The organism is Chryseobacterium sp. 2P (assembly GCF_059579425.1).
The window spans coordinates 3,102,149-3,122,026 of record NZ_CM184194.1 but is presented as its reverse complement, the minus strand read 5'-3'; the positions used below and the strand labels follow the sequence as shown (position 1 = coordinate 3,122,026).

General features: G+C 37.8%; 12 protein-coding genes. 6 read left to right on the top strand and 6 right to left on the bottom strand.

Annotation, left to right across the window (positions count from 1 at the left end; genetic code table 11):
* Positions 1 to 217 precede the first annotated feature (217 nt).
* Both AC52CF_RS14105 and AC52CF_RS14100 read right to left on the bottom strand, forming a co-directional pair.
* Entirely contained in the window at positions 218 to 946 is a 729-nt protein-coding gene (locus AC52CF_RS14105; protein WP_214591200.1) for a ZIP family metal transporter, read from the bottom strand.
* 2 nt (positions 947 to 948) lie between these two features.
* The gene (locus tag AC52CF_RS14100; protein WP_496517295.1) at positions 949 to 1,674 is read right to left on the bottom strand and encodes an SAM-dependent methyltransferase; all 726 of its coding nucleotides are present in this window, start codon (positions 1,672 to 1,674) and stop codon (positions 949 to 951) included.
* A 122-nt stretch (positions 1,675 to 1,796) separates the two neighbouring features.
* Between AC52CF_RS14100 and AC52CF_RS14095 the strand changes: the two genes are divergently transcribed.
* Both AC52CF_RS14095 and AC52CF_RS14090 read left to right on the top strand, forming a co-directional pair.
* A complete protein-coding gene (locus AC52CF_RS14095; RefSeq protein ID WP_235131309.1) occupies positions 1,797 to 2,960 on the top strand; it encodes a THUMP domain-containing class I SAM-dependent RNA methyltransferase in 1,164 nt (387 codons plus the stop codon).
* Between the two features lie 80 nt (positions 2,961 to 3,040).
* A complete protein-coding gene (locus tag AC52CF_RS14090) occupies positions 3,041 to 3,442 on the top strand; it encodes a branched-chain amino acid ABC transporter substrate-binding protein (protein WP_496517294.1) in 402 nt (133 codons plus the stop codon).
* 1 nt (position 3,443) lies between these two features.
* On the opposite strand, the gene AC52CF_RS14085 is transcribed toward AC52CF_RS14090, so the two are convergent.
* Entirely contained in the window at positions 3,444 to 4,262 is an 819-nt protein-coding gene (locus AC52CF_RS14085; RefSeq protein WP_496517293.1) for a hypothetical protein, read from the bottom strand.
* A 146-nt stretch (positions 4,263 to 4,408) separates the two neighbouring features.
* Between AC52CF_RS14085 and AC52CF_RS14080 the strand changes: the two genes are divergently transcribed.
* A complete protein-coding gene (locus tag AC52CF_RS14080; RefSeq protein ID WP_496517292.1) occupies positions 4,409 to 5,413 on the top strand; it encodes a glycosyltransferase family 2 protein in 1,005 nt (334 codons plus the stop codon).
* A gap of 302 nt (positions 5,414 to 5,715) precedes the next feature.
* On the opposite strand, the gene AC52CF_RS14075 is transcribed toward AC52CF_RS14080, so the two are convergent.
* Positions 5,716 to 6,942 (bottom strand): aminotransferase class I/II-fold pyridoxal phosphate-dependent enzyme, encoded by a 1,227-nt coding sequence (locus AC52CF_RS14075; protein ID WP_496517291.1) that lies wholly within the window; start codon positions 6,940 to 6,942, stop codon positions 5,716 to 5,718.
* A gap of 154 nt (positions 6,943 to 7,096) precedes the next feature.
* Between AC52CF_RS14075 and AC52CF_RS14070 the strand changes: the two genes are divergently transcribed.
* Entirely contained in the window at positions 7,097 to 7,555 is a 459-nt protein-coding gene (locus tag AC52CF_RS14070) for an Lrp/AsnC family transcriptional regulator (RefSeq protein WP_496517290.1), read from the top strand.
* Between the two features lie 169 nt (positions 7,556 to 7,724).
* Here AC52CF_RS14070 and AC52CF_RS14065 read toward each other — a convergent pair whose 3' ends face one another.
* Positions 7,725 to 8,756: a bestrophin family protein gene (locus tag AC52CF_RS14065; RefSeq protein ID WP_496517289.1), complete on the bottom strand. Its 1,032-nt coding sequence runs from the start codon at positions 8,754 to 8,756 to the stop codon at positions 7,725 to 7,727.
* A gap of 165 nt (positions 8,757 to 8,921) precedes the next feature.
* A complete protein-coding gene (locus AC52CF_RS14060) occupies positions 8,922 to 10,994 on the bottom strand; it encodes an alpha-ketoacid dehydrogenase subunit alpha/beta (protein WP_496517288.1) in 2,073 nt (690 codons plus the stop codon).
* 224 nt (positions 10,995 to 11,218) lie between these two features.
* Between AC52CF_RS14060 and dnaE the strand changes: the two genes are divergently transcribed.
* Positions 11,219 to 15,898, top strand: a complete 4,680-nt coding sequence (gene dnaE / locus AC52CF_RS14055; RefSeq protein WP_214589136.1) for a DNA polymerase III subunit alpha — start codon at positions 11,219 to 11,221, stop codon at positions 15,896 to 15,898.
* A 265-nt stretch (positions 15,899 to 16,163) separates the two neighbouring features.
* Positions 16,164 to 19,820, top strand: a complete 3,657-nt coding sequence (locus AC52CF_RS14050) for a GEVED domain-containing protein (RefSeq protein WP_496517287.1) — start codon at positions 16,164 to 16,166, stop codon at positions 19,818 to 19,820.
* Positions 19,821 to 19,878 lie beyond the last annotated feature (58 nt).

Genomic DNA, 19,878 nt, shown 5'->3' with positions numbered 1-19,878 from the left:
CGGAGCTTTTTTATTTTCATTAAGTTGATTACCTTAAGTTCGATATAATAAGATTGAAAATTAATTGACTATCAAACCACTGTATTTCATTAATTGTGTTAATCTTCGGTTCAATGTAAAGTTTTCAGATCAAAATTGACTTTAATAGAAATTTAATTAAATTTTGGTTAAAGCCTATTGATTTTTTTGTATTGTTTTTACATCGGATCCACGTTGTTTAGTGGTGATGTCCTATTGGTGCATGACTGTGAAAGAGATGCATGACTAAGGCTAATGAAACTCCTAAAATAACAAGTCCTATTTTCACCCAGTCGATGTTATGGTTCTTATTGCTTTCAAAGATAATTACCGAAGAAATATGAAGGAAAATTCCTCCTACAATAGCCAGAAAATAGGGCTGAAGATCAGGATTGAAATAATTTCCGAGCAGCATTCCCAAAGGTGAAGCAAGTGCAAAAAGTGCAACAATTAATAAGGACGGATAAGAGGGATTAGATTTCGATTCATCTTTTCGGTTAAACAAAAACGCGCCCAAAATGAACGATATCGGAAGATTGTGAAAAACAATTCCCAAGAGATAAGGTGACAATTCCTGTTCTTCGTTCGCCAAAGGAATTCCCTCTATAAAAGCATGAATGAAAAGCCCCACCATTAAAGCGACAGGCAGAATATTATGTTCGCTGTGATGATGAAAATGTCCGTGTTCAAAACCTTTGGTTAAAGCTTCAAGGATCATTTGCAGTAAAACACCGCCGATCACGAAAATGCCCAGACTTCCTCCCGTTTCTGAAGTATAGACTTCAGGAAATACTTCATTCAGACAAATGGTAATCAGAAATCCGGCACTTAAAATCAAAAGATTTTTTGCCAGCTTTTCTTTTTTACCGAAATGCTTTCCCAGAAAAACTCCTGTAATAACGCTTAAAACCAGTAAAAGTACGGTAATCATTATTTTTTCTTGAATAAATTAATGCAACGCAGAGAAGTTTCTTTGTTGAAATCGTTCAGCTGATAATCTCCCCAGATTTTTATTCTCTCAAAACCACATTCAGCTGCATAGGAATTGATCGCATCCAATGTGTGAAGTTTTACTTTTTCGAAGAAATGATAAGGCTTTCCGTCTGCTTCAAATTGAATGTCCTTTACAATATGCCTGCCTTCAATTTTCTTTTTTATTTTAAATACAATATCTCCGCGAACGGTGGTAGATTCCGGAACGATGCTTTTTCTTACATATTCTTCATTCAGATAATCCAGAACAAAATATCCGCCCGGTTTTAATGCATTATAAACCGACTGGAATACTTTTTTGTCATCATTCTCATTATCAAAATATCCGAAACTGGTAAAAAGATTAAAAACAGCGTCCATTGGATCTGCGTCTATCGGGTTTCTCATGTCGTGAACATCAAAAAGCAAGGTCTGATTCTCAAACTGCTTATCGAATTCTATACTCTGTCTCGAAAGATCAAGTCCTAAAACATCATATCCGAGTTTATTAAGAAAAACCGAATGTCTTCCCTTACCACAAGCGAGATCGATGATTTTTGAGTTCGGCGGAAGCTGCAGTTCAGTAGTAAGTTTTGTGATGAAATTTTCCGCTTCTGTATAGTCTCTGTTGCTGTACAGTACATGATAATAAGGGGTATCAAACCAAGATTCAAACCATTCCATACTGCAAAAATAGTGTTTTTTGAGCGATTGTCTGCTGTTGCGAAGCTATGGTTTTTGTAGTTGCAGTGATTTGTATAAACTATAAACTGAGAACCAACAACTAAAATTGCTATTTTTGCAGAATGAATACAGAAAATATACAGATTCAGATAAAAACATTCTTCGGGCTGGAACAGATCCTGGCGGAAGAGATCAAAAAGCTGGGAGGAAGGAAAGTTGAGGTTAAAAACCGTGCGGTAAACTGTGAAGGAGATTTGGGCTTTTTATATAAGATCAATTACTCTGCGAGAACGGCTTTGAAAATTTTGGTTCCGATTCATGAATTTAAGGCTTTCAATCAGCACCAGTTTTACGACAGGCTTTTCAAATTCAACTGGGAAGAATTTATGGATGTGGATCAGTCTTTTGCAATTGATTCTACGGTAAATTCTGAAACATTCAAACATTCTCAGTTCGTAACGCTGAAAATGAAAGATGCGATTGTGGATTATTTTCAGGAAAAATTCAAAAAACGTCCGAATGTAGAAACCAAAAATCCGGATATTAAATTCCACCTTCATATCGACAGAGAATTAATTACCATTTCTCTGGATTCTTCGGGAGATCCTTTATTTAAGAGAGGATACAGAAGAGAGCAGGGAGAAGCTCCGATTAATGAAGTTCTGGCAAGCGGAATGCTTCAACTGGCAGGTTGGGACGGAAAAGGTAATTTCCTTGATCCGATGTGCGGTTCAGGAACACTTTTAATAGAAGCGGCAATGATTGCTTTGGATCTTCCGGCGCAGATTTTCAGAAGGAGATTTGCTTTCCAAAACTGGAAAAATTATGATGCGGATCTTTTTACCAAGATTAAAGAATTCAGAATCAACAGGGTGAAAGAGTTTACCGGAAAGATCGTTGGCTACGATATTGATGCAAGAATGCTGAATGCGGCAAGAATGAACATCGAAGCAGCAGAAATGGAAGACGTGATTGAGGTAAAGAAACAGAATTTCTTTGATTCCAAAAAAGAACTTTTCCCTTTGTTGATGGTCTTCAATCCGCCTTACGACGAAAGAATTTCTATTAATGATGATGATTTTTACAAGAAAATAGGCGACACTTTCAAAACCCATTATCCGAATACATTGGCATGGCTGATTTCTTCTGATCTGGAAGCGGTGAAGAAAATTGGTCTTCGTCCGTCAAGAAAAATCAAGCTTTTCAACGGAAAACTGGAAACCAGATTTTTGCAGTATGAAATGTATGAGGGAACGAAGAAAGTTCATAAATTAGAAGAAAAATAAAGTGAAAACCTTCCGGAAATGGAAGGTTTTTTTATGATTTTTTAAATAAAAAATATATTTTTGTCAAAAAAACTCAAGTCATGAATTGGAATTTTCTGGATATTTTAGACATTGTATTCGATGCTTTGGAATTGTTTGGAAGTAATTCTTCTTCAGATCTTAGTTATCACGAAAAGCCAAAAAATGAAAAGCCCAAAAAGTATTTTACAGAAAAAGTAAGTGCAGTATTTCTTTTTTCTTCGGGAGTTTTATTTTTTTTCGTATTCAAAGATCCATTGTCTTCTGAAAAATATGTTCAGACATTAATTGTTGCTTCACTTATTGGAGTTGCCATTTCATTTTTATTATTTTTTGTTTTACATTCTTTAGAAAAATACTATTTCAAGAGTGTTTTTCAGTGGCTTTTTTTCAGTGTTTCTATATTGTCTTTTTTTATTTCTTTGGTTTTGTGGGTTTATTTTAAATCAGGAATATTTTCTTAATTTATTTCCATTCCTCAACTCTTGTAAGTAGAAAAATTATGATATAAAATAAAAATACTCCCACTATAAACTTGATGTTAGAATTCTGATTTTCATCATTTTCATTAGCTATTGGTATTAAAAATATGTCGGAATAATTAGATACCGCTTTATTATAACAATCAAAATTAGGATCGGTTATAGTGAGATAGGTGAATTTTTTTATTCTATAAAAATCATAGTTCTGCAATTCTTTCTTTTTCTCGGTTAAGAAATTTTCCATCTGCTCTTCTTCTGTAAAAAATTTTGTGTCAGAAAGTATTTCGAATTGTAGGGAATAATAAACCTTATTTTTATTTTGTTCACTTTTAAAAGGATATAAAAAATAAAGCTGTAGATATTGTGATCCTGATCTTTTATTAATGCGAATATTTTTATAAATAACGGGATTATTAATGATTTCGAAATTTTTTATTATCAATTTCGGACTTTTTGAATTGTATATCTCATCAACAGAAGATATTATCTTCGTTGTCTGATAATTATTTTTCATAAAATCCATCATCGAAAAATTGATCATTACAATACAAAACAAAGACGAAAGTATGATAACGCCTTCCCTTTTTTTAGAAAGTTTAAAGTTTTTAATTAATTTTATTTCAATAAAATAAGCCGGGATCAGCAAAACGAGTATTAAGATTATCCATATATCAAGTCCGAATTTGGGAGGAAACGGATGGATGTTAAATAGCCAATATGAGGGTATAAAAATAAAGGAAGTTGTAATTAAGCCAATAATAAAAATTATAATAGAATATTTAAATTCTCTAAAACCACTCATCACATTTATGTTTAAAGATCAAAAATACTTAAAAATCAATTATTGAGGTGTAATGTTGCTATTTATCATCTAAAATTAAGCTGTTAATTTCCAAAATCTTTTTGCTCATTACTTCCCGAATAAGTAATTTTGAAAAATTTTCAGATTTGAAGCCAACCATTTCCATTATCGTTGCCATTTTTAACCGCAAAGACGAACTTTTTGAACTCCTGAATTCACTTACTGCGCAGACAGACAAAGAGTTTGAGATCATTATCGTGGATGACGGCTCATTAATCGATTTGAAACCAACGATTTCAAAGTTCGAAAGTTTTTTAAACATTAAATATTTCCGGAAAGATAATTCAGGACCGGGTTTATCAAGAAATTACGGTGCGAGAAGAGCGGAAAATGAATGGCTTGTTTTTGTGGACAGTGATGTTATTGTAGAGAACGATTACATCGAAAACATCAAAAAAGATATTCTTGAAATTCCATGTGATGCTTTTGGAGGAGCAGATAAGGCACATAAAGGTTTTAATCTGATGCAGAAAGCCATTTCTTATTCAATGACTTCTGTTTTTACAACCGGAGGAATCAGAGGAAGTAAAAAAGCCGTTTCAAAATTTCAGCCGAGAAGTTTTAATATGGGGGTAAAAAAAGAGGTTTTCGAAAAAGTCGGTGGTTTTTCAGAAATGAGAATAGGAGAGGACCCGGATCTTTCCATGACGCTTTGGGAAAATGGCTTTAAAACAGCTTTCTTTGATGATATTGCAGTATACCACAAACGCAGGGTAGATTTCGGAAAATTTTCGAAACAGGTATATCAGTTTGGCTGTGCAAGACCAATTCTTAATCAGAGACATCCGAATTATGTAAAGATATCATTTGCATTTCCTACCTTATTTATGTTGGGTTACGTGATGGGATTTATAGAATATTTTATTCTGGGAAAAGGCGTTATTCTTGCGTTTTATGGTTTATATACGTTCATGGTACTTTTCCATGCTTTGTGGGTGACCAAAAACATCAGCATTGCAGGAATGGCGGTAATTTCCACCTACATCCAGATGTTTTCTTACGGTTATGGCTTCTTAAAATCGTGGATTTTGCTGAATATTTTCAGGATGAAACCCGAAGATGCCTTCCCGAAACATTTTCATAAAGTTTGATTTTACCACTAAAATTTTTAATGCATTACTTTTTAGCGTAAATTTTTTGACGCAAAGATTTTTTAGCAAAGCTTTAATTTTAGTCAGTAAAGGCAAATAAATTTGCTACGCAAAGCTTGAAAAATACGCTTTATCAAAGCAACTTATTGATTCTTCTTTGCTCCCTTAAATAAGGGGTATTTAAATTAAACTTTGCGTTAAAAAAAACTATGATTTTCGATTACAGCAAATATTGCTCTGTAGGCACGAAATTTATCTAAAAAAAATAAAAGCTGTCGAAATCAACAGCTTTTTTACAATAATTAGGATATGGAGATGGTTTTATGGCTGAGAACACCTGTTTTAAGCATGCATTCTCTCATCTTTTCATACGTTCGTTCGATGTCGTGATCCAGCCCTATTGAGAATCTGATCAGTCCATCGGAAATTCCCATCGCAGCACGTTCTTCCTCCGGGATTTCAGAAGAAGTGGAGCTTCCTGAACATGAGAATAAAGTTTTATAAAAGCCTAAACTTACCGCAAGATAACCCAGATTTTCCTGCTGCATCAGTTCCATCAGTTCATTGGCTTTGTCTGTGGTTCCCGCGTCTAAAGTCAGCAAACCGCCAAATCCGTACTCTTCGTGCATCATCGTTTTCATCAGTTCGTGGTTTTTATGAGATTTTAATCCGGGATAAGAGACACGCAGTCCGTCTTCTTCAAATCTTTGAGCAAGATACATTGCATTGTAACTGTGCTGTTTCATTCTGATGTGCAGCGTTCTAAGGTTTTTAAGAATACTTGCAGAACGAAGACTGTCCATGGTAGGTCCCAACAGCATACACGCTCCGTTATTTACGTTTTTAGTATCATTAATGAACTCCTGAGTTCCACAGTACACTCCGCCGACGGTATCGCTGCTTCCGTTGATAAATTTCGTTAAAGAATGGATCACGATATCTGCGCCCAAAAGCTTTGGCGAAATAGAAAGCGGAGAAAACGTATTGTCTACAATCAGTTTCAGATTATGTCTTTTACAGATTTCAGAAAGTTTTCTTAAATCAGCAACTTCTAAAAGCGGATTGCTCACACTTTCACAGTAGATGATTTTTGTGTTTTCAGTAATTGAATTTTCAACAGATTCAAAATTATTGATGTCTACAAACGTCGTCTGAATATTAAATGGCGGAAGAAAATTTTTCATAAAAGCATACGTTCCGCCGTAGATTGTTCTGCTCGAAATAATATGATCTCCGCTTTTGCAGACCTGCATCAGAACCGAAGTAATCGCTCCCATTCCCGATGCGGTAACATTGGCTGCTTCCGTATTTTCAAGCTTAGCCAGAGCCTGTGCAAGATAAAGATTCATCGGAGAAGAATGTCTTGAATACAAATAGCATCCTTCTGCGTTTCCTTCGAAAGTATCAAACATCGTTTTTGCAGAAAGAAAAGTGTAAGTAGAACTGTCTGAAATTGATGGATTTACTCCGCCAAATTCACCGAAATATTGCAAATCCTGTATTTCGTTGGCTGCATTAAAGTCGTTCATATCGTTTAAGTTTTTATGCTATAAATATGAATAACCTCCTGAACTATTACAACAGAAATTTAAATTATTAGAATTTAAATCTAGTAAAATGCTAATCAATAGAAAAAAAGTTTATTATATTTGAATTTAATAAACATTTGACTAAAATTTATCTATGAGTTTTGATGAAACGGATAAAAAACTGCTCTTTTTTTTGCAGGAAGATGCCAAACAAACCACCAAAGAACTGTCTCACAAGTTAGGTTTATCCGTTACGGCTGTTTATGAACGCATCCGGAAACTAGAAAATACAGGAGTGATTTCTAAATATGTTGCGATTCTGGACAGGCATAAAATCAACCGCAATTTCATTGTGCTCTGTCATATCAAACTCGCTCAGCACAAAAAAGAATACGTTCTGCAGTTCGAAAAAGAAGTGATGAATCTGGAAGAAGTAACCGAATGTTTCCATGTAAGCGGTGACTACGATTATATCTTAAAAATCGGGGTAAAAGATATGGAAGACTATCGAAATTTTATGCTTACAAAACTTACGACATTGCAGCATATTGCAAGTACACACAGCTCTTTCATGATCTCTGAGGTAAAAAATACAACGGCAATTGTTTTGTAGAGAAAAAAGTTTTTTTCAGGAGCTATTTCCCGCTTTCCGCACTCGCTATTTTCAGGGATTTAGGGTTGCGGCGGCGAAGCCGCCGCAACCCTAAATCCCTGAAAATGAGCTCAGACAAAGCTGCAATCGGGGCTAAACTGCGTTCTTACGATCAATTGAAAACAATTAATTAAACCAAAACCCCATTCTTAGAAGCGATAGGATCAGGTAAATCCGTTTCTCCGGTCATTTGCAGAAGATCAATTTCAATCGTTCTGCAGATCGAAAGCATCGGAATATCAAACATAAGACCCTCAAAAGGATTTTCAGAATAATCTCCAACCAGCTCCATAATAATATAAATCCAGCCAATCGTAATACAAAACGGAATCGAAGCCCAGATTCCCCAGTCTCCCAATTTGGCAAATTCACTCACCAAACCTAACGGAAGCAGCATAATAAAAATGACATTAAAAACAAAAGCGGTACTTGCAAACTGTCTTGGCAAAGGAAACTTTTTAATCCTTTCTGCCTGTCCCTGCAGCGTATAAAATTCGTTAAGGCAATCCTGCAGTTGCTTTTGGTTGAAATCAGAAATCGCACCCATATTTTTAAGCTCATTAATGTCTTTCGACTGCTGAGCAATAAGATAAGTCGCGAAATTTTTATACTGAGACTGCAATTCAGTTTCCTCTTCAGACAAGTATTTGTTGAGGAAAATAGGCGTTCTCCCATAATCAGGAAAACCCGCCTTTATCAGTCGGTTACGCTTATAATCCACACTTTTGAACCGATCTTCTTCTACTTTAATATGTTCCCACTCTGTAGGAATCAGGAGTTGCTCCCTTAACTGATACAGCCATGCAATATGCCGGAAAACGATTTTCTTTCTGCGGTCTTCCAGATCAAATGTTCCTACTTTTTCTTCTTTGGTATCAAAGGCATAAACCATTGATCCGAGCATTCTGCTGGAATTTACGATTCCGCCCCAAATTTTTCTTGCCTCCCACAATCTGTCATACGCCTGATTATTTTTAAAACCTACCAGGAAAGCTTCCGCAGTACCAATCAATGCTACCGGAACCCACGGAATAATCATCCAGTCCCAATGGAAAAAGTGAAAAAGCACAGCAATTAAAGTGCACCAGATTGAAATCAGAATCACATGAAATCCTGATAAATTGAGAACCTGTCGGTAATTAACGTATTTTGTTGTAATCATATTTGTGCAATTTAATTTTGAACCAGCAAAAAACTTAGCAAAACAGATACCATGTTTTGAAACAGAATTTGAAAAACTTTCACTGGCAGCATATAAATATAAGAAATTAAGACACAAAAAAACCTCTAAAAAATTAGAGGCTTACAATTTTTATTTTAAACTGAATTAATATTTCAGCATTTCTTCAATTTTATCGGAAAGCTTTTCCGCATTCGGAAGCATTTCCTTTTCAAGCACCAAATTGATAGGAACCGCAGGAACATCCAGAGAACCCATCGTTTCTACCGGTGCATCAAGATATTTAAAGCAGTTTTTCGAAATTCGGTGAGCAAAAGCTTCCGCAAAAGAATTGTTTAATTGTTCTTCCGTTAAAACAATACATTTTCCATGCGCTTTTACTCTCTCAAAAACCAGTTCTTCATCCAGAGGAATCAGGGTTCTTAAATCGATAACCTCAACTCTTCCGTTGAAGTTTTTCGCCGCTTCTTTTGCCCAGTAAATCCCCATTCCATAAGTAACGATCAATAAAGTTCTGCCTTTTTCGGTTTCCTTTTTATCCGCTTCAATAATTACTTTTCCCTTTCCGAAAGGTAAAATATAATCTTCCGCAGGTTCAATGGTTTTTGCATCTTCCGTTCCCGGAACCTTGCTCCAGTACAATCCTTTATGCTCAAGCATCACCACCGGATTCGGATCGTAATAGGCTGCTTTTAATAAACCTTTGAAATCTGCCGCATTGCTCGGATAGGCAATTTTAATCCCTTTGATATTCGCTAAAATACTTTCAACACTTCCGCTGTGATAAGGACCGCCGCCGCCGTAAGCTCCGATCGGAACACGGATGATATTGCTTACAGGGAATTTCCCCTGACTTAAATAACTCGATTTTGAAATCTCTGTAATTAACTGATTGATTCCCGGATAAATATAATCCGCAAACTGAACTTCAACAATCGGTTTTAATCCGACTGCGCTCATTCCCGCTGTAGAACCGATAATATAAGCTTCCTGAATCGCGGTATTGAAAACCCTTTTGCTTCCGAATTTTTTTCCTAATGTTACCGTCTCACGGAAAACCCCTCCGATTCTTTCCCCAACATCCTGTCCGTACAGCAAAGCTTCCGGATGTTTCCACATTAGCTCCTGAATCGCGTGAATTGCAGCGTCAACCATCACAATTTTTTCTCCACCTTCAGGTTCTCTGGTTCCAATCTCTTCCGTAATTGGAGTTGGCGCGAAAACATGATTCATAACACTTTCAGGCTTCGGATCTTCTGCATTTTTAGCCTTTTCAAAAGCTTCTTCAGCTTCAAGACGGGCTTTTTTCGTAATCTGTTTTAATAACTCTTCATCAACTCCGGATTCGATCAAATGATTTCTAAGAATATTTCCCGGATCTTTCGCACGGTGTTTGGTTAAATCTTCTTCGTCTCTGTAAAACTCTCTTCGTACTCCTGAAGTGTGGTGGCCGATGAGAACAGTTTTGGCACAAACCACCAAAGGTTTTCTTTCAGTTCTTACAAAATCCACCGCTTTTTTCATTACTTCAAAGCTTTCCACGAAATCTGTTCCGTCTACTCTCATTCTGCTTAAACCCGTGAAACCGGCTACAAAATCATAGGCATCGCACGTCCTTGCTTCCTCCTTGGTTACGGAAATTCCCCATTCATTATCCTGAACAAGAAAAATAATAGGCAACTGATGTAAAGCCGCAAACTGGAAAGCTTCACTTACTTCACCTTCCGTTACAGAATTGTCGCCCAGACTGCAGACTACCACAGGATTATTTTCAAACTGCTGCAATTCGAAATCCTGAATATATTTAATTCCCTGCGCAACTCCCGTTGTCGGAATGGTCTGCATCCCTGTCGCAGAACTCTGATGAATAATTTTTGGTTTATTTTCGTCCCTGCTTGAAGGGTGTGAGTAGTAGGATCTGCCTCCGGAAAAAGGATCATCAGCTTTCGCCAGCAATTGAAGCATAAGCTGATAAGGTTCAAAGCCGATTCCTAAAAGTATGCTTTCATCACGGTAATAAGGGGAAACCCAGTCTTCTTTTTTTAACTGATAAGCCGTTGCCAGCTGAATGGCTTCATGACCTCTTGATGTGCTATGAACATATTTACAGACATTTCTGTTTTCTTCATAAATATCTGCCATTGCTTTGGCAAGCATCATGTGGTTATAAGCCTTGAGTAATATATCTTGAGAAACCTTTTCGTGAAGTGTATTTTCCATAGAAAGCAAAGATAAACAAAAAATCAAAATACTAACAATCGTTAGTGTTTTTCGGTAATCTGTTGTTTTTCAATGTTCTTTGATGTCTGATTTGCGCTAAAACCTGATTTATCAAAATCAAATATATATACCATGATTCAGCAGGATTTATAAAAACTAATTCCAAAAGACAAAAAATTAAAGTAACTTTACATTCTCTTTTTAATAAAAGCTAGAAAAATTACATGTATTTAGTTTTTGACACAGAAACCACAGGTTTACCGAAGAATTTCAACGCTCCGCTTTCAGATTCATATAACTGGCCAAGAATGGTGCAGATTGCGTGGCAGTTGCATGATGATGACGGAACATTAATTGAAAATCAGGATTATATTATAAAACCGGAAGGGTATGATATTCCCTTCAATGCCGCGAGAATTCACGGGATTACAACAAAAATCGCCAATGAGGAAGGTCGTGATCTCGAAGAAATTTTAAATGAATTTTCTAAAGTTTTAGAAAAAGTAAGAGTGGTCTCCGGACACAATGTGGAGTTTGACTACAACATTGTGGGAGCCGAATTCTACCGTAAAAATATTAAAGACAATCTTCAGGAAAAGCCCAAAGCCGATACGATGATTCTGGGAACAGATTTCTGTCAGTTAGGAGGCGGAAAAGGAGGAAGGTACAAAGCTCCGAAGCTGGAAGAACTTTACGAAAAATTATACGGTCATAAATTTGATGAAGCGCACAACGCCGCTGCCGACGTAAATGCAACGGCGCAGGTTTTCTTCGAAATGATGAGAATCGGGATCATTCCTGCGGAAGTACTGAAAACTTCGGAAGATCAGCTTGCGTATTTTAAAACGCTGTATCCTGATCCGATAAAGCCTTTCAATATTGTTATCAGAAGGCAGGTTGCGGATTTTCACAACAAAAAGAAACAGCAGGACTTCGGAAGTATTGATGAGATCGACCTCGGAAAATATTTCAACTTTGATAACCACAGTGTTTTCTCTACTTTAACGGCTACCACAAGCATCAACGATTTAATTAAAAAAGCAACTGATGATAATTTTCCCGCTGTCGGAATGGTGGATCTGGGAAATATGATGGGTGCTTTCAAATTTGTTTCTGCGGTAGAAGGCGCAAACGGCGACCGTGCGAAAAAGCATAAAGAATACCTCGCTAAAAAACAGGAAGCAGAAGAAAAAGGCGAAGAATTCAATGAACCGGAACCGGTTTCACAGCCTTTGATTCCTGTAGTTGGATGTGAATTTTATATTTCAGACCGTTATGAGCAGAAGCAGTTTACCAAAGATGATCCCGACCGAAGAACGCAGGTTGTCTTATTGGCAAAGGATTTTAACGGCTATAAAAATTTAGCCAAACTATCCAGTATCGGATTTCTTAAAGGATTTTATTTCGGAGTTCCGAGGGTAAGCCGGGAATTGATTGCCGAATATAAAGAAGGAGTTATTGCTCTAACTTCAGGAATTCACGGAGATATTCCGGATGCCATTTTAAATACGGGGGAACAGAAAGGGGAGGAGCTTTTCAGATGGTGGAAAGATACTTTCGGAGACGATTTTTATGTCCAGATCCAGAACCATAAACTGCCGGAAGAAGAGCATTTAAATGATGTATTGTTGCATTTTGCCGATAAATATAATGTTAAAATTTTAGCGCAGAATGAAACGTTCTATACCAATAAAGACGATTCTAATATTCAGGATATTGTAAGCTGCATCAAAGATGGTGAAAAGCTTTCAACGCCTGTAGGAAAAGGTTTTGGAAAAAGAAGAGGACTTGCAACCGGAGAATACTATATGAAAACGGCGGATGAAATCAAGGAAGCGTTTTTAACGTATCCCGATGCATTCGAAGCATATGAAGAATTTTTCGCAAAGTTCAAGCCTTATACTTTAAAAAGAGACGTTCTCCTTCCTAAATTCGATATTCCGGAAGAATTTATTCATCCCGAAGATGATGTCGATGGCGGAAAACGCGGTGAGATGGCTTATCTTACCTATTTAACGTACGAAGGGGCAAAAAGAAGATATGTGGAAACCGGAATTACAGATGAGATAAAAGAACGTCTGGATTTCGAACTGGAAGTTATTGCCAATACAGGATATCCCGGTTACTTTTTGATTGTTCAGGATTTCTGTAACGAAGCCCGTAAAATGGGCGTTTGGGTGGGTCCCGGTCGTGGTTCTGCGGCAGGTTCTGCAGTTGCCTACTGTATCGGAATTACAAACGTAGATCCTATTAAATACGATCTCCTTTTCGAGAGATTCCTGAATCCGGAAAGGGTTTCCATGCCCGATATCGATATCGACTTTGATGATGAAGGACGTGATAAAATCATCAAGTGGGTGGTTGATAAATACGGAAAAACACAGGTTGCCCAGATTATTACCTATTCGGTTTTAGGAGGTAAATCTGCGATTAAAGATGCGGGGAGAGTTTTGGATGTCCCGATTCCTGACACGAATAATATTGCTAAATTAATTCCTTCCACACCGGGAATGAATATTGCGAAAGCTTTAGCAAAATACGATAAATTAAAACCTGAAGAACAACAGCTTGTTGACGAAATGCGCTACGTTCTCGACAGTCCGAATGATGCGCGTCACGGAGTTTTGGCGAGTGCAAAAAAAATGGAAGGCTGCATCAGAAATACAGGAATTCACGCTTGTGGGGTTATCATTACGCCGGAAGATGTAAGTAATCTGGTTCCGGTAACCATTGCGGCAAAAGATGCCGATATTCTGGTTTCGCAGTTTGATAACTCGGTGGCAGAAAGTGCAGGGCTTCTGAAAATGGACTTTTTAGGGCTGAGAACTTTAACCATTATTAAAGATGCTTTAAAACTAGTAAAAGCAAGATATGGAGTAGATATTGATCCGGATCTTATTCCGCTTGATGATGCAAAAACCTATCAGTTATTTAAAGAGGGAAGAACAGTCGGGATTTTCCAGTATGAAAGTCCCGGAATGCAAAAGTACATGAGAGAGCTGAAACCTACCGTTTTTGCCGATCTTATTGCCATGAATGCATTGTACCGTCCCGGTCCTATAAAATACATCCCGAACTTCATCAACAGGAAACACGGAATTGAAGAAATCGTCTACGATTTACCGGAAACAGAGGAATATTTAAAAGAAACCTACGGAATTACCGTATATCAGGAACAGGTAATGCTTTTATCCCAGAAACTGGCAAATTTCACGAAAGGGGAAGCCGATACGCTGAGAAAGGCGATGGGTAAAAAGCAGATCGACGTTCTTAATAAAATGTACCCGAAATTCATTGAAGGCGGAAGAAAAAATAACCTCAACGAAGAACGTTTAGAGAAAATCTGGAACGACTGGAAAGCCTTTGCAGAATATGCCTTCAACAAGTCTCACTCTACGTGTTATGCATTTATTGCGTATCAGACTGCTTATTTAAAAGCCAATTATCCGGCAGAATATATGGCGAGTGTGATGAGTAACAACATTAACAATACAGATTCCATCACCATGTTCATGGAAGACTGTAAAAGTATGGGCGTTGATGTTTTGGGACCGGATGTAAACGAATCGCAGTACAAATTCTCGGTAAACGAAAAAGGGCAGATCCGTTTTGGTCTGGGTGCCATTAAAGGAATTGGTGAAGGTCCGAGTGAAGCCATTACAAGAGAAAGACAGAACGGAAGATTTAAAAATATCTATGATTTCTTCGAAAGAATTCTGCCTTCGCAAATGAATAAAAGAGTGGCAGAAAGTTTGGTTTTGGCAGGAGCTTTTGACGAACTCGACAATTTCCACAGAGGTCAGTATTTCGATATTGATATGGCGGGAAGAACCAATCTCGAAAGACTGATCCGTTACGGACAGAGCTTTCAGGAAAGTAAAAATGAAATGGAACATTCTCTTTTTGCGGATTTTGCAGAGGAAGTTCAGATCGAGCAGCCCAAACTGGCTCCGTGTCCGGAATGGCCGAATATGCATAAGCTGAATAAGGAAAAAGAAACCATTGGATTCTATCTTTCTGCACATCCTCTGGACGAATTCAAATACCAGTTCCAGTTTATACAGGGAAGTCTTTCCAAAAAATCTGTTCTGGAAAAAGAAGACGAATCTAAAATCGTAATAGATGAGGTTCCGATCTTAGAGCAGGAGGTTCCGGAAGATGTGGCTGAACTTGCGGAAATTGTTTCCGATGATGTGATTGCGGGTGAAGAAGAGGAAATCATTGAGGAAGTCACCAAAAAAGCAGAGCCAAAAGGTGTTTTCCATTTCCTTAATCTTGATGAAGTAGATGCGTATAAAGAACAGGCTTTTGCGAATAAGCAGGAAGAATTATTCGAAGAGAAGAAAAAAGACTGGAAAACCTTACAGAAGGAAAGAGAAAACGGCGGTGGCGGAAAAGAATATACTGTTGCCGGTCTGATTACCGAATATGTGGTAAAAGATGGTTTCCGAAGTGGTGAAAAAGTGGCTTTTGTAACGTTGGAAGATTATTCCGGTTCTTATTCTTTCCGACTGGGAGATCGTGATTATATGAAGCTGAAAGAAAAACTGGAGGTTCAGCGGTTTGTTATTTTCAAAATAAAATTTGCTCAGGTAAAGGACGGAAGGGTTTTTGTGAATGTTACGGATGTTATTGAGCTTCAGGAAGCTTTTGAGAGATTTGCAAAAAGTATTTCCTTAGTGATGGATGTGATGGATTTCCGACCGGAAGACCTGAATTTTTTCAGAAAAGTTTTAGAAAGAAATCAGGGAACGCAGAAGCTGAAATTTTATCTGAAAAATGTAGAAGAAGATTCGAAGGTGGAACATCTCGAAGTTCAGTCTATGAAGCATTCTGTAAATCTAAGCGGTGAACTGATCAAAGAAATTCAATTATTAAAAAAATATGAATTTTATCTGAATTAAATTTAAAACTCTGCTGATATAAATTTAAAGTGGCTATGAATCTATTGATCAGATTTTTAGCCATTTTTATTTTTGTGTTTTTTAAACCAATACCATGAGCCACTCATTAAAATTCCACTTTTTATTGATCTGTTAAAATTAAATTAATGTTTATTTTTTATTAAAATATTTTATCTTTTTAACATTAAATAATGATGAATTTCTGAATTTTAACAGATTTAATGAATAATTTTTATATTTTTACCGCCCTTAATTTTATTGAAATATGAAGAAAATTCTACTCACGTGTCTTCTTGCCTTGGGATCGGCAGCGTTTGCACAGGTGGGACCGCCTCAGGCTACCAATCCGAATACCAATAACGGCTACGGATTTACGCAGACTACAGGAGCTTACACACCGCTTTCTGCCTCCAGAACAATTTGGCAGTCGGGAGCAGCCTTAGGGACAGATGCTGTTTCTGCTGCGATTAATTTACCATCAGCTTTTAAATTTAATGGTAAATCTTATAACGCTGTTTACCTCAGCAATAATGGTTTTGTAACGCTTGGAACCGCTGCTCTTGCAGCTACATATACCGGGTTGTCTACAGATACCACAACTCCCTATGAAGGGGCATTTGCAGGTTTTGCAGCCAATTTGAAGAACGCAAATACAACAACCTCCGAGATCTCTTACGATACTGTTGGTTCAAAATTTATTATACAGTTTAAAGATCTTCAGGGAAGTGGGGCATCTGCTGCGCAGCTTCTTAATTTTCAGATTCAGTTTGATTTAACTTCTAATAATGTAAGCATTGTCTACGGAAATTGTGTTTCCGGTACTGCAGTATTAACGGGACAGGTCGGAATAAGAGGATCAGAAGCTTCTGATACCAACAACAGAGTAGGAACAGACTGGACAGCAACTTCCATAGGAACAGGAAGTACAGATTCGGTTACTTTAGGAACGACCAATTCCACAACTGTACCTGCTTCCGGTCTTACGTTTACTTATTCTCCGGGAACATGGATTGCGCCGCCTGCAACGTATGCTGCGATTCCTTTTAATGAAAGTTTCACGACATGGGAAAACGGAAACTCCATAGGCGATCTTCCTAATGCAAGCTATTGGAGAACATGGCCTTCGAGAGGGGATAATTCTTGGAGAGCAAGTGATATTACGGTAAATGGTTACGCAAGTACAACAGGATGGACAAGCGTGGGTGGAAATATTGCTGTTGCTGCACCCGGTGTAGCTCCTGCCGCAAGATTCCATTCATACAATACGATCAATGCTTCAGGATATATGGACTTGTATATCAATTTATCTTCTGGAACAGGATCGAGGCTGTTGTCGTATGATTATCAGAATACTTCAGGAACTGATGTTTTAAAAGTTCTGGTTTCTACAGATGGCGGAAATACTTTCAATCAGGTAGGTTCTACTCAGGGGATTTCTGCTTCATGGACTACCAAATATGCAGACTTGGGAACGAGCAGTCCGACGGCGATTGTAAGATTTATGGCTACAGGAGATAATGGAAGCAACGATATTTATATTGATAATGTAAATATTTCCGTAATTCCTTGCATGTTCCCGGATTCTATAACTCCCGGAACGACTACCTCTACAACAGCTCCGGTAAGCTGGACGATGGCAAATCCTGCACCGGCATTTGATATTTATTACAGTACTACCAATACAGCACCTACTGCTACTACAACGCCAAATGTTGTGGGAGCAACAGGTTTAACGTATACAATAACCAATTTAACGCCGAATACAACCTATTATGTTTGGGTAAGATCCCGTTGTTCTGCTTCGGATCAGAGTTCTTGGGTTTCAGGATCTTCTTTTGCCACGAAAACATTCTGTCCTACGGTTTCTGCGCCTTCTTCGGCGGCAACAGGAGTTTCCGTAACGCCCGCATTTACATGGACGGCAAATCCGGAAGCTACAGGATACAGATTATCTGTGGGTACAACTTCAGGAGGAACAGATGTTTTAAATAATTTGAATGTAGGGAACGTATCAACGTATACTTTGCCAACAGAATTAGCATATAACACAAAGTATTATTATACGGTTAATTCCTATAATGCTGCGATTTCATCTACAGGTTGTACAGAGAGAACATTTACAACACTTTCTATCTGTCCTGCACAATCTGCGCCTGCAGCATCTGCTATAAATGTTCCGCTGACGCCTACCTTTACATGGACTGCTTCTTCCTCTTCTGCAGTTACAGGCTATAAGCTGAGAATAGGAACAACGCCGGGCGGAAATGATGTCCTTAATAATTTTGATGTAGGAAATGTTACCACATACACTTTGCCAACTTCTCTTAATTATAGTACGGTATATTATTGGTCTGTAGGAGCATATACGGCAACTCAAAACTCTTTAAACTGTACAGAGAGAAGCTTTACAACTGTTTGCCCGGCTGTAACCTCTCTTCCTGTGTCTGAAAATTTCGACACCACAGCTACGGGAAGCAGCAGCAATACAAACGCACCTTCCTGCTGGAGATATTTAGAGCCGTCATCTTGGGCAGGATATGGCTATGTAAATACATCGTATAATTCTTCTGCTCCAAATGGGTATTATCTATATAATGATACAGCTACCACAGCGGGAGGAATGTTGGTTTCCCCACAAATTACCCCTCTTTCAAACGGAGCAAACAGAGTTCGTTTCATGGCTGTGGGAGGGGCTGCAGGTTATACGCTTCAGGTAGGAACGTTAAGCAATCCTGCTGATGCTTCTACTTTTACGCAGATCAGTTCGGTTACTTTAACGTCAACTATGGCACAGTATACGGTAAATATTCCGGCGGGAACAGATCAGTATCTGGCATTCAGACACGGTGTAGGAGGAACCTACAGAGGAATCGGGATTGATGATATTAATATTCAGACTATTCCAAGCTGCGATAATCCGACATTAATTACTGTACCATCAACTTCAGCTAACGGAGCTGCAGTTAGTTGGACGGCACCTTCTTCTACGATTGGAGTAGGGTATGATGTTTATTACAGTACGACAAATACACCACCAACAGTAACAACGGTTTTAAATGCGGCTAATTCAGTAACTACAAGTGGAACGGGTACAACAGCTAACCTGACAGGATTAACCAGTGATACATTCTATTATGTATGGGCAAGAGCTAAATGTACCGCTACTGATAACAGTGCATGGGAAGGCGGAACAAGATTCTATACAAGCAATTACTGTACACCTTCAACTTCCAATCAGAATTCATGGATCAGTTCATTTACATCCACCACTGCCAATACCAATATGGCATATAGTTCTGCAACAGCAAACAGCGCAGCAACTTTCGGGTATAAGAATCTGATGAGTTCAAATAATATTTCAATTGCTAAATCTTCTTCCAATACGGTTATCCCTGTTTCCATAACGGCGGGAGGACCTACTGTGGGAATGGCTGTCTGGGTAGATTTAAATCAGAATAATGTTTTTGATGCTTCCGAAAAGCTGTATGCAACAACAGCTTATACCACAACCACAAGCGGTGCAACACTTACCATCCCTGCAAATACATCTGTAGGAACGTACAGAATGAGGGTTCTGATCAATTATAACAACAGCGCACCAACGGATCCTTGTTTAGGTTTTTCAAGGGGAGAAATTATTGATTATTCACTCATTGTAACCGCTCCGCTTGCGACAAACGAATTATCCGGTACGAAGAACGATATTAAAGTATATCCGAATCCTTTTACAGATATTTTGAATATATCGGATATTTCTAATGTAAGAACTGTTTATGTAACAGATATTGCAGGAAGATTGGTTAAAACGATAACCCATCCTGAATCATCAGTTCATTTAAATGAATTGAAAGAAGGGATGTACTTAATTACTTTGGATATGAAGGACGGATCTAAACAAACCTTTAAAGCGATTAAGAGGTAATTCTGTTCATTATACCAATCAATAAATTATAGAGACTGCCAATTTGGATAGTCTCTAT

Excerpts from the sequence above, each read along its gene's own strand:
- AC52CF_RS14100 (WP_496517295.1), bottom strand. The coding sequence starts at position 1,674 with ATGGAATGGTTTGAATCTTGGTTTGATACCCCTTATTATCATGTACTG.
- AC52CF_RS14095 (WP_235131309.1), top strand. The coding sequence starts at position 1,797 with ATGAATACAGAAAATATACAGATTCAGATAAAAACATTCTTCGGGCTG.
- AC52CF_RS14090 (WP_496517294.1), top strand. The coding sequence starts at position 3,041 with ATGAATTGGAATTTTCTGGATATTTTAGACATTGTATTCGATGCTTTG.
- AC52CF_RS14085 (WP_496517293.1), bottom strand. The coding sequence starts at position 4,262 with ATGAGTGGTTTTAGAGAATTTAAATATTCTATTATAATTTTTATTATT.
- AC52CF_RS14075 (WP_496517291.1), bottom strand. The coding sequence starts at position 6,942 with ATGAACGACTTTAATGCAGCCAACGAAATACAGGATTTGCAATATTTC.
- AC52CF_RS14070 (WP_496517290.1), top strand. The coding sequence starts at position 7,097 with ATGAGTTTTGATGAAACGGATAAAAAACTGCTCTTTTTTTTGCAGGAA.
- AC52CF_RS14065 (WP_496517289.1), bottom strand. The coding sequence starts at position 8,756 with ATGATTACAACAAAATACGTTAATTACCGACAGGTTCTCAATTTATCA.
- AC52CF_RS14060 (WP_496517288.1), bottom strand. The coding sequence starts at position 10,994 with ATGGAAAATACACTTCACGAAAAGGTTTCTCAAGATATATTACTCAAG.
- dnaE (WP_214589136.1), top strand. The coding sequence starts at position 11,219 with ATGTATTTAGTTTTTGACACAGAAACCACAGGTTTACCGAAGAATTTC.
- AC52CF_RS14050 (WP_496517287.1), top strand. The coding sequence starts at position 16,164 with ATGAAGAAAATTCTACTCACGTGTCTTCTTGCCTTGGGATCGGCAGCG.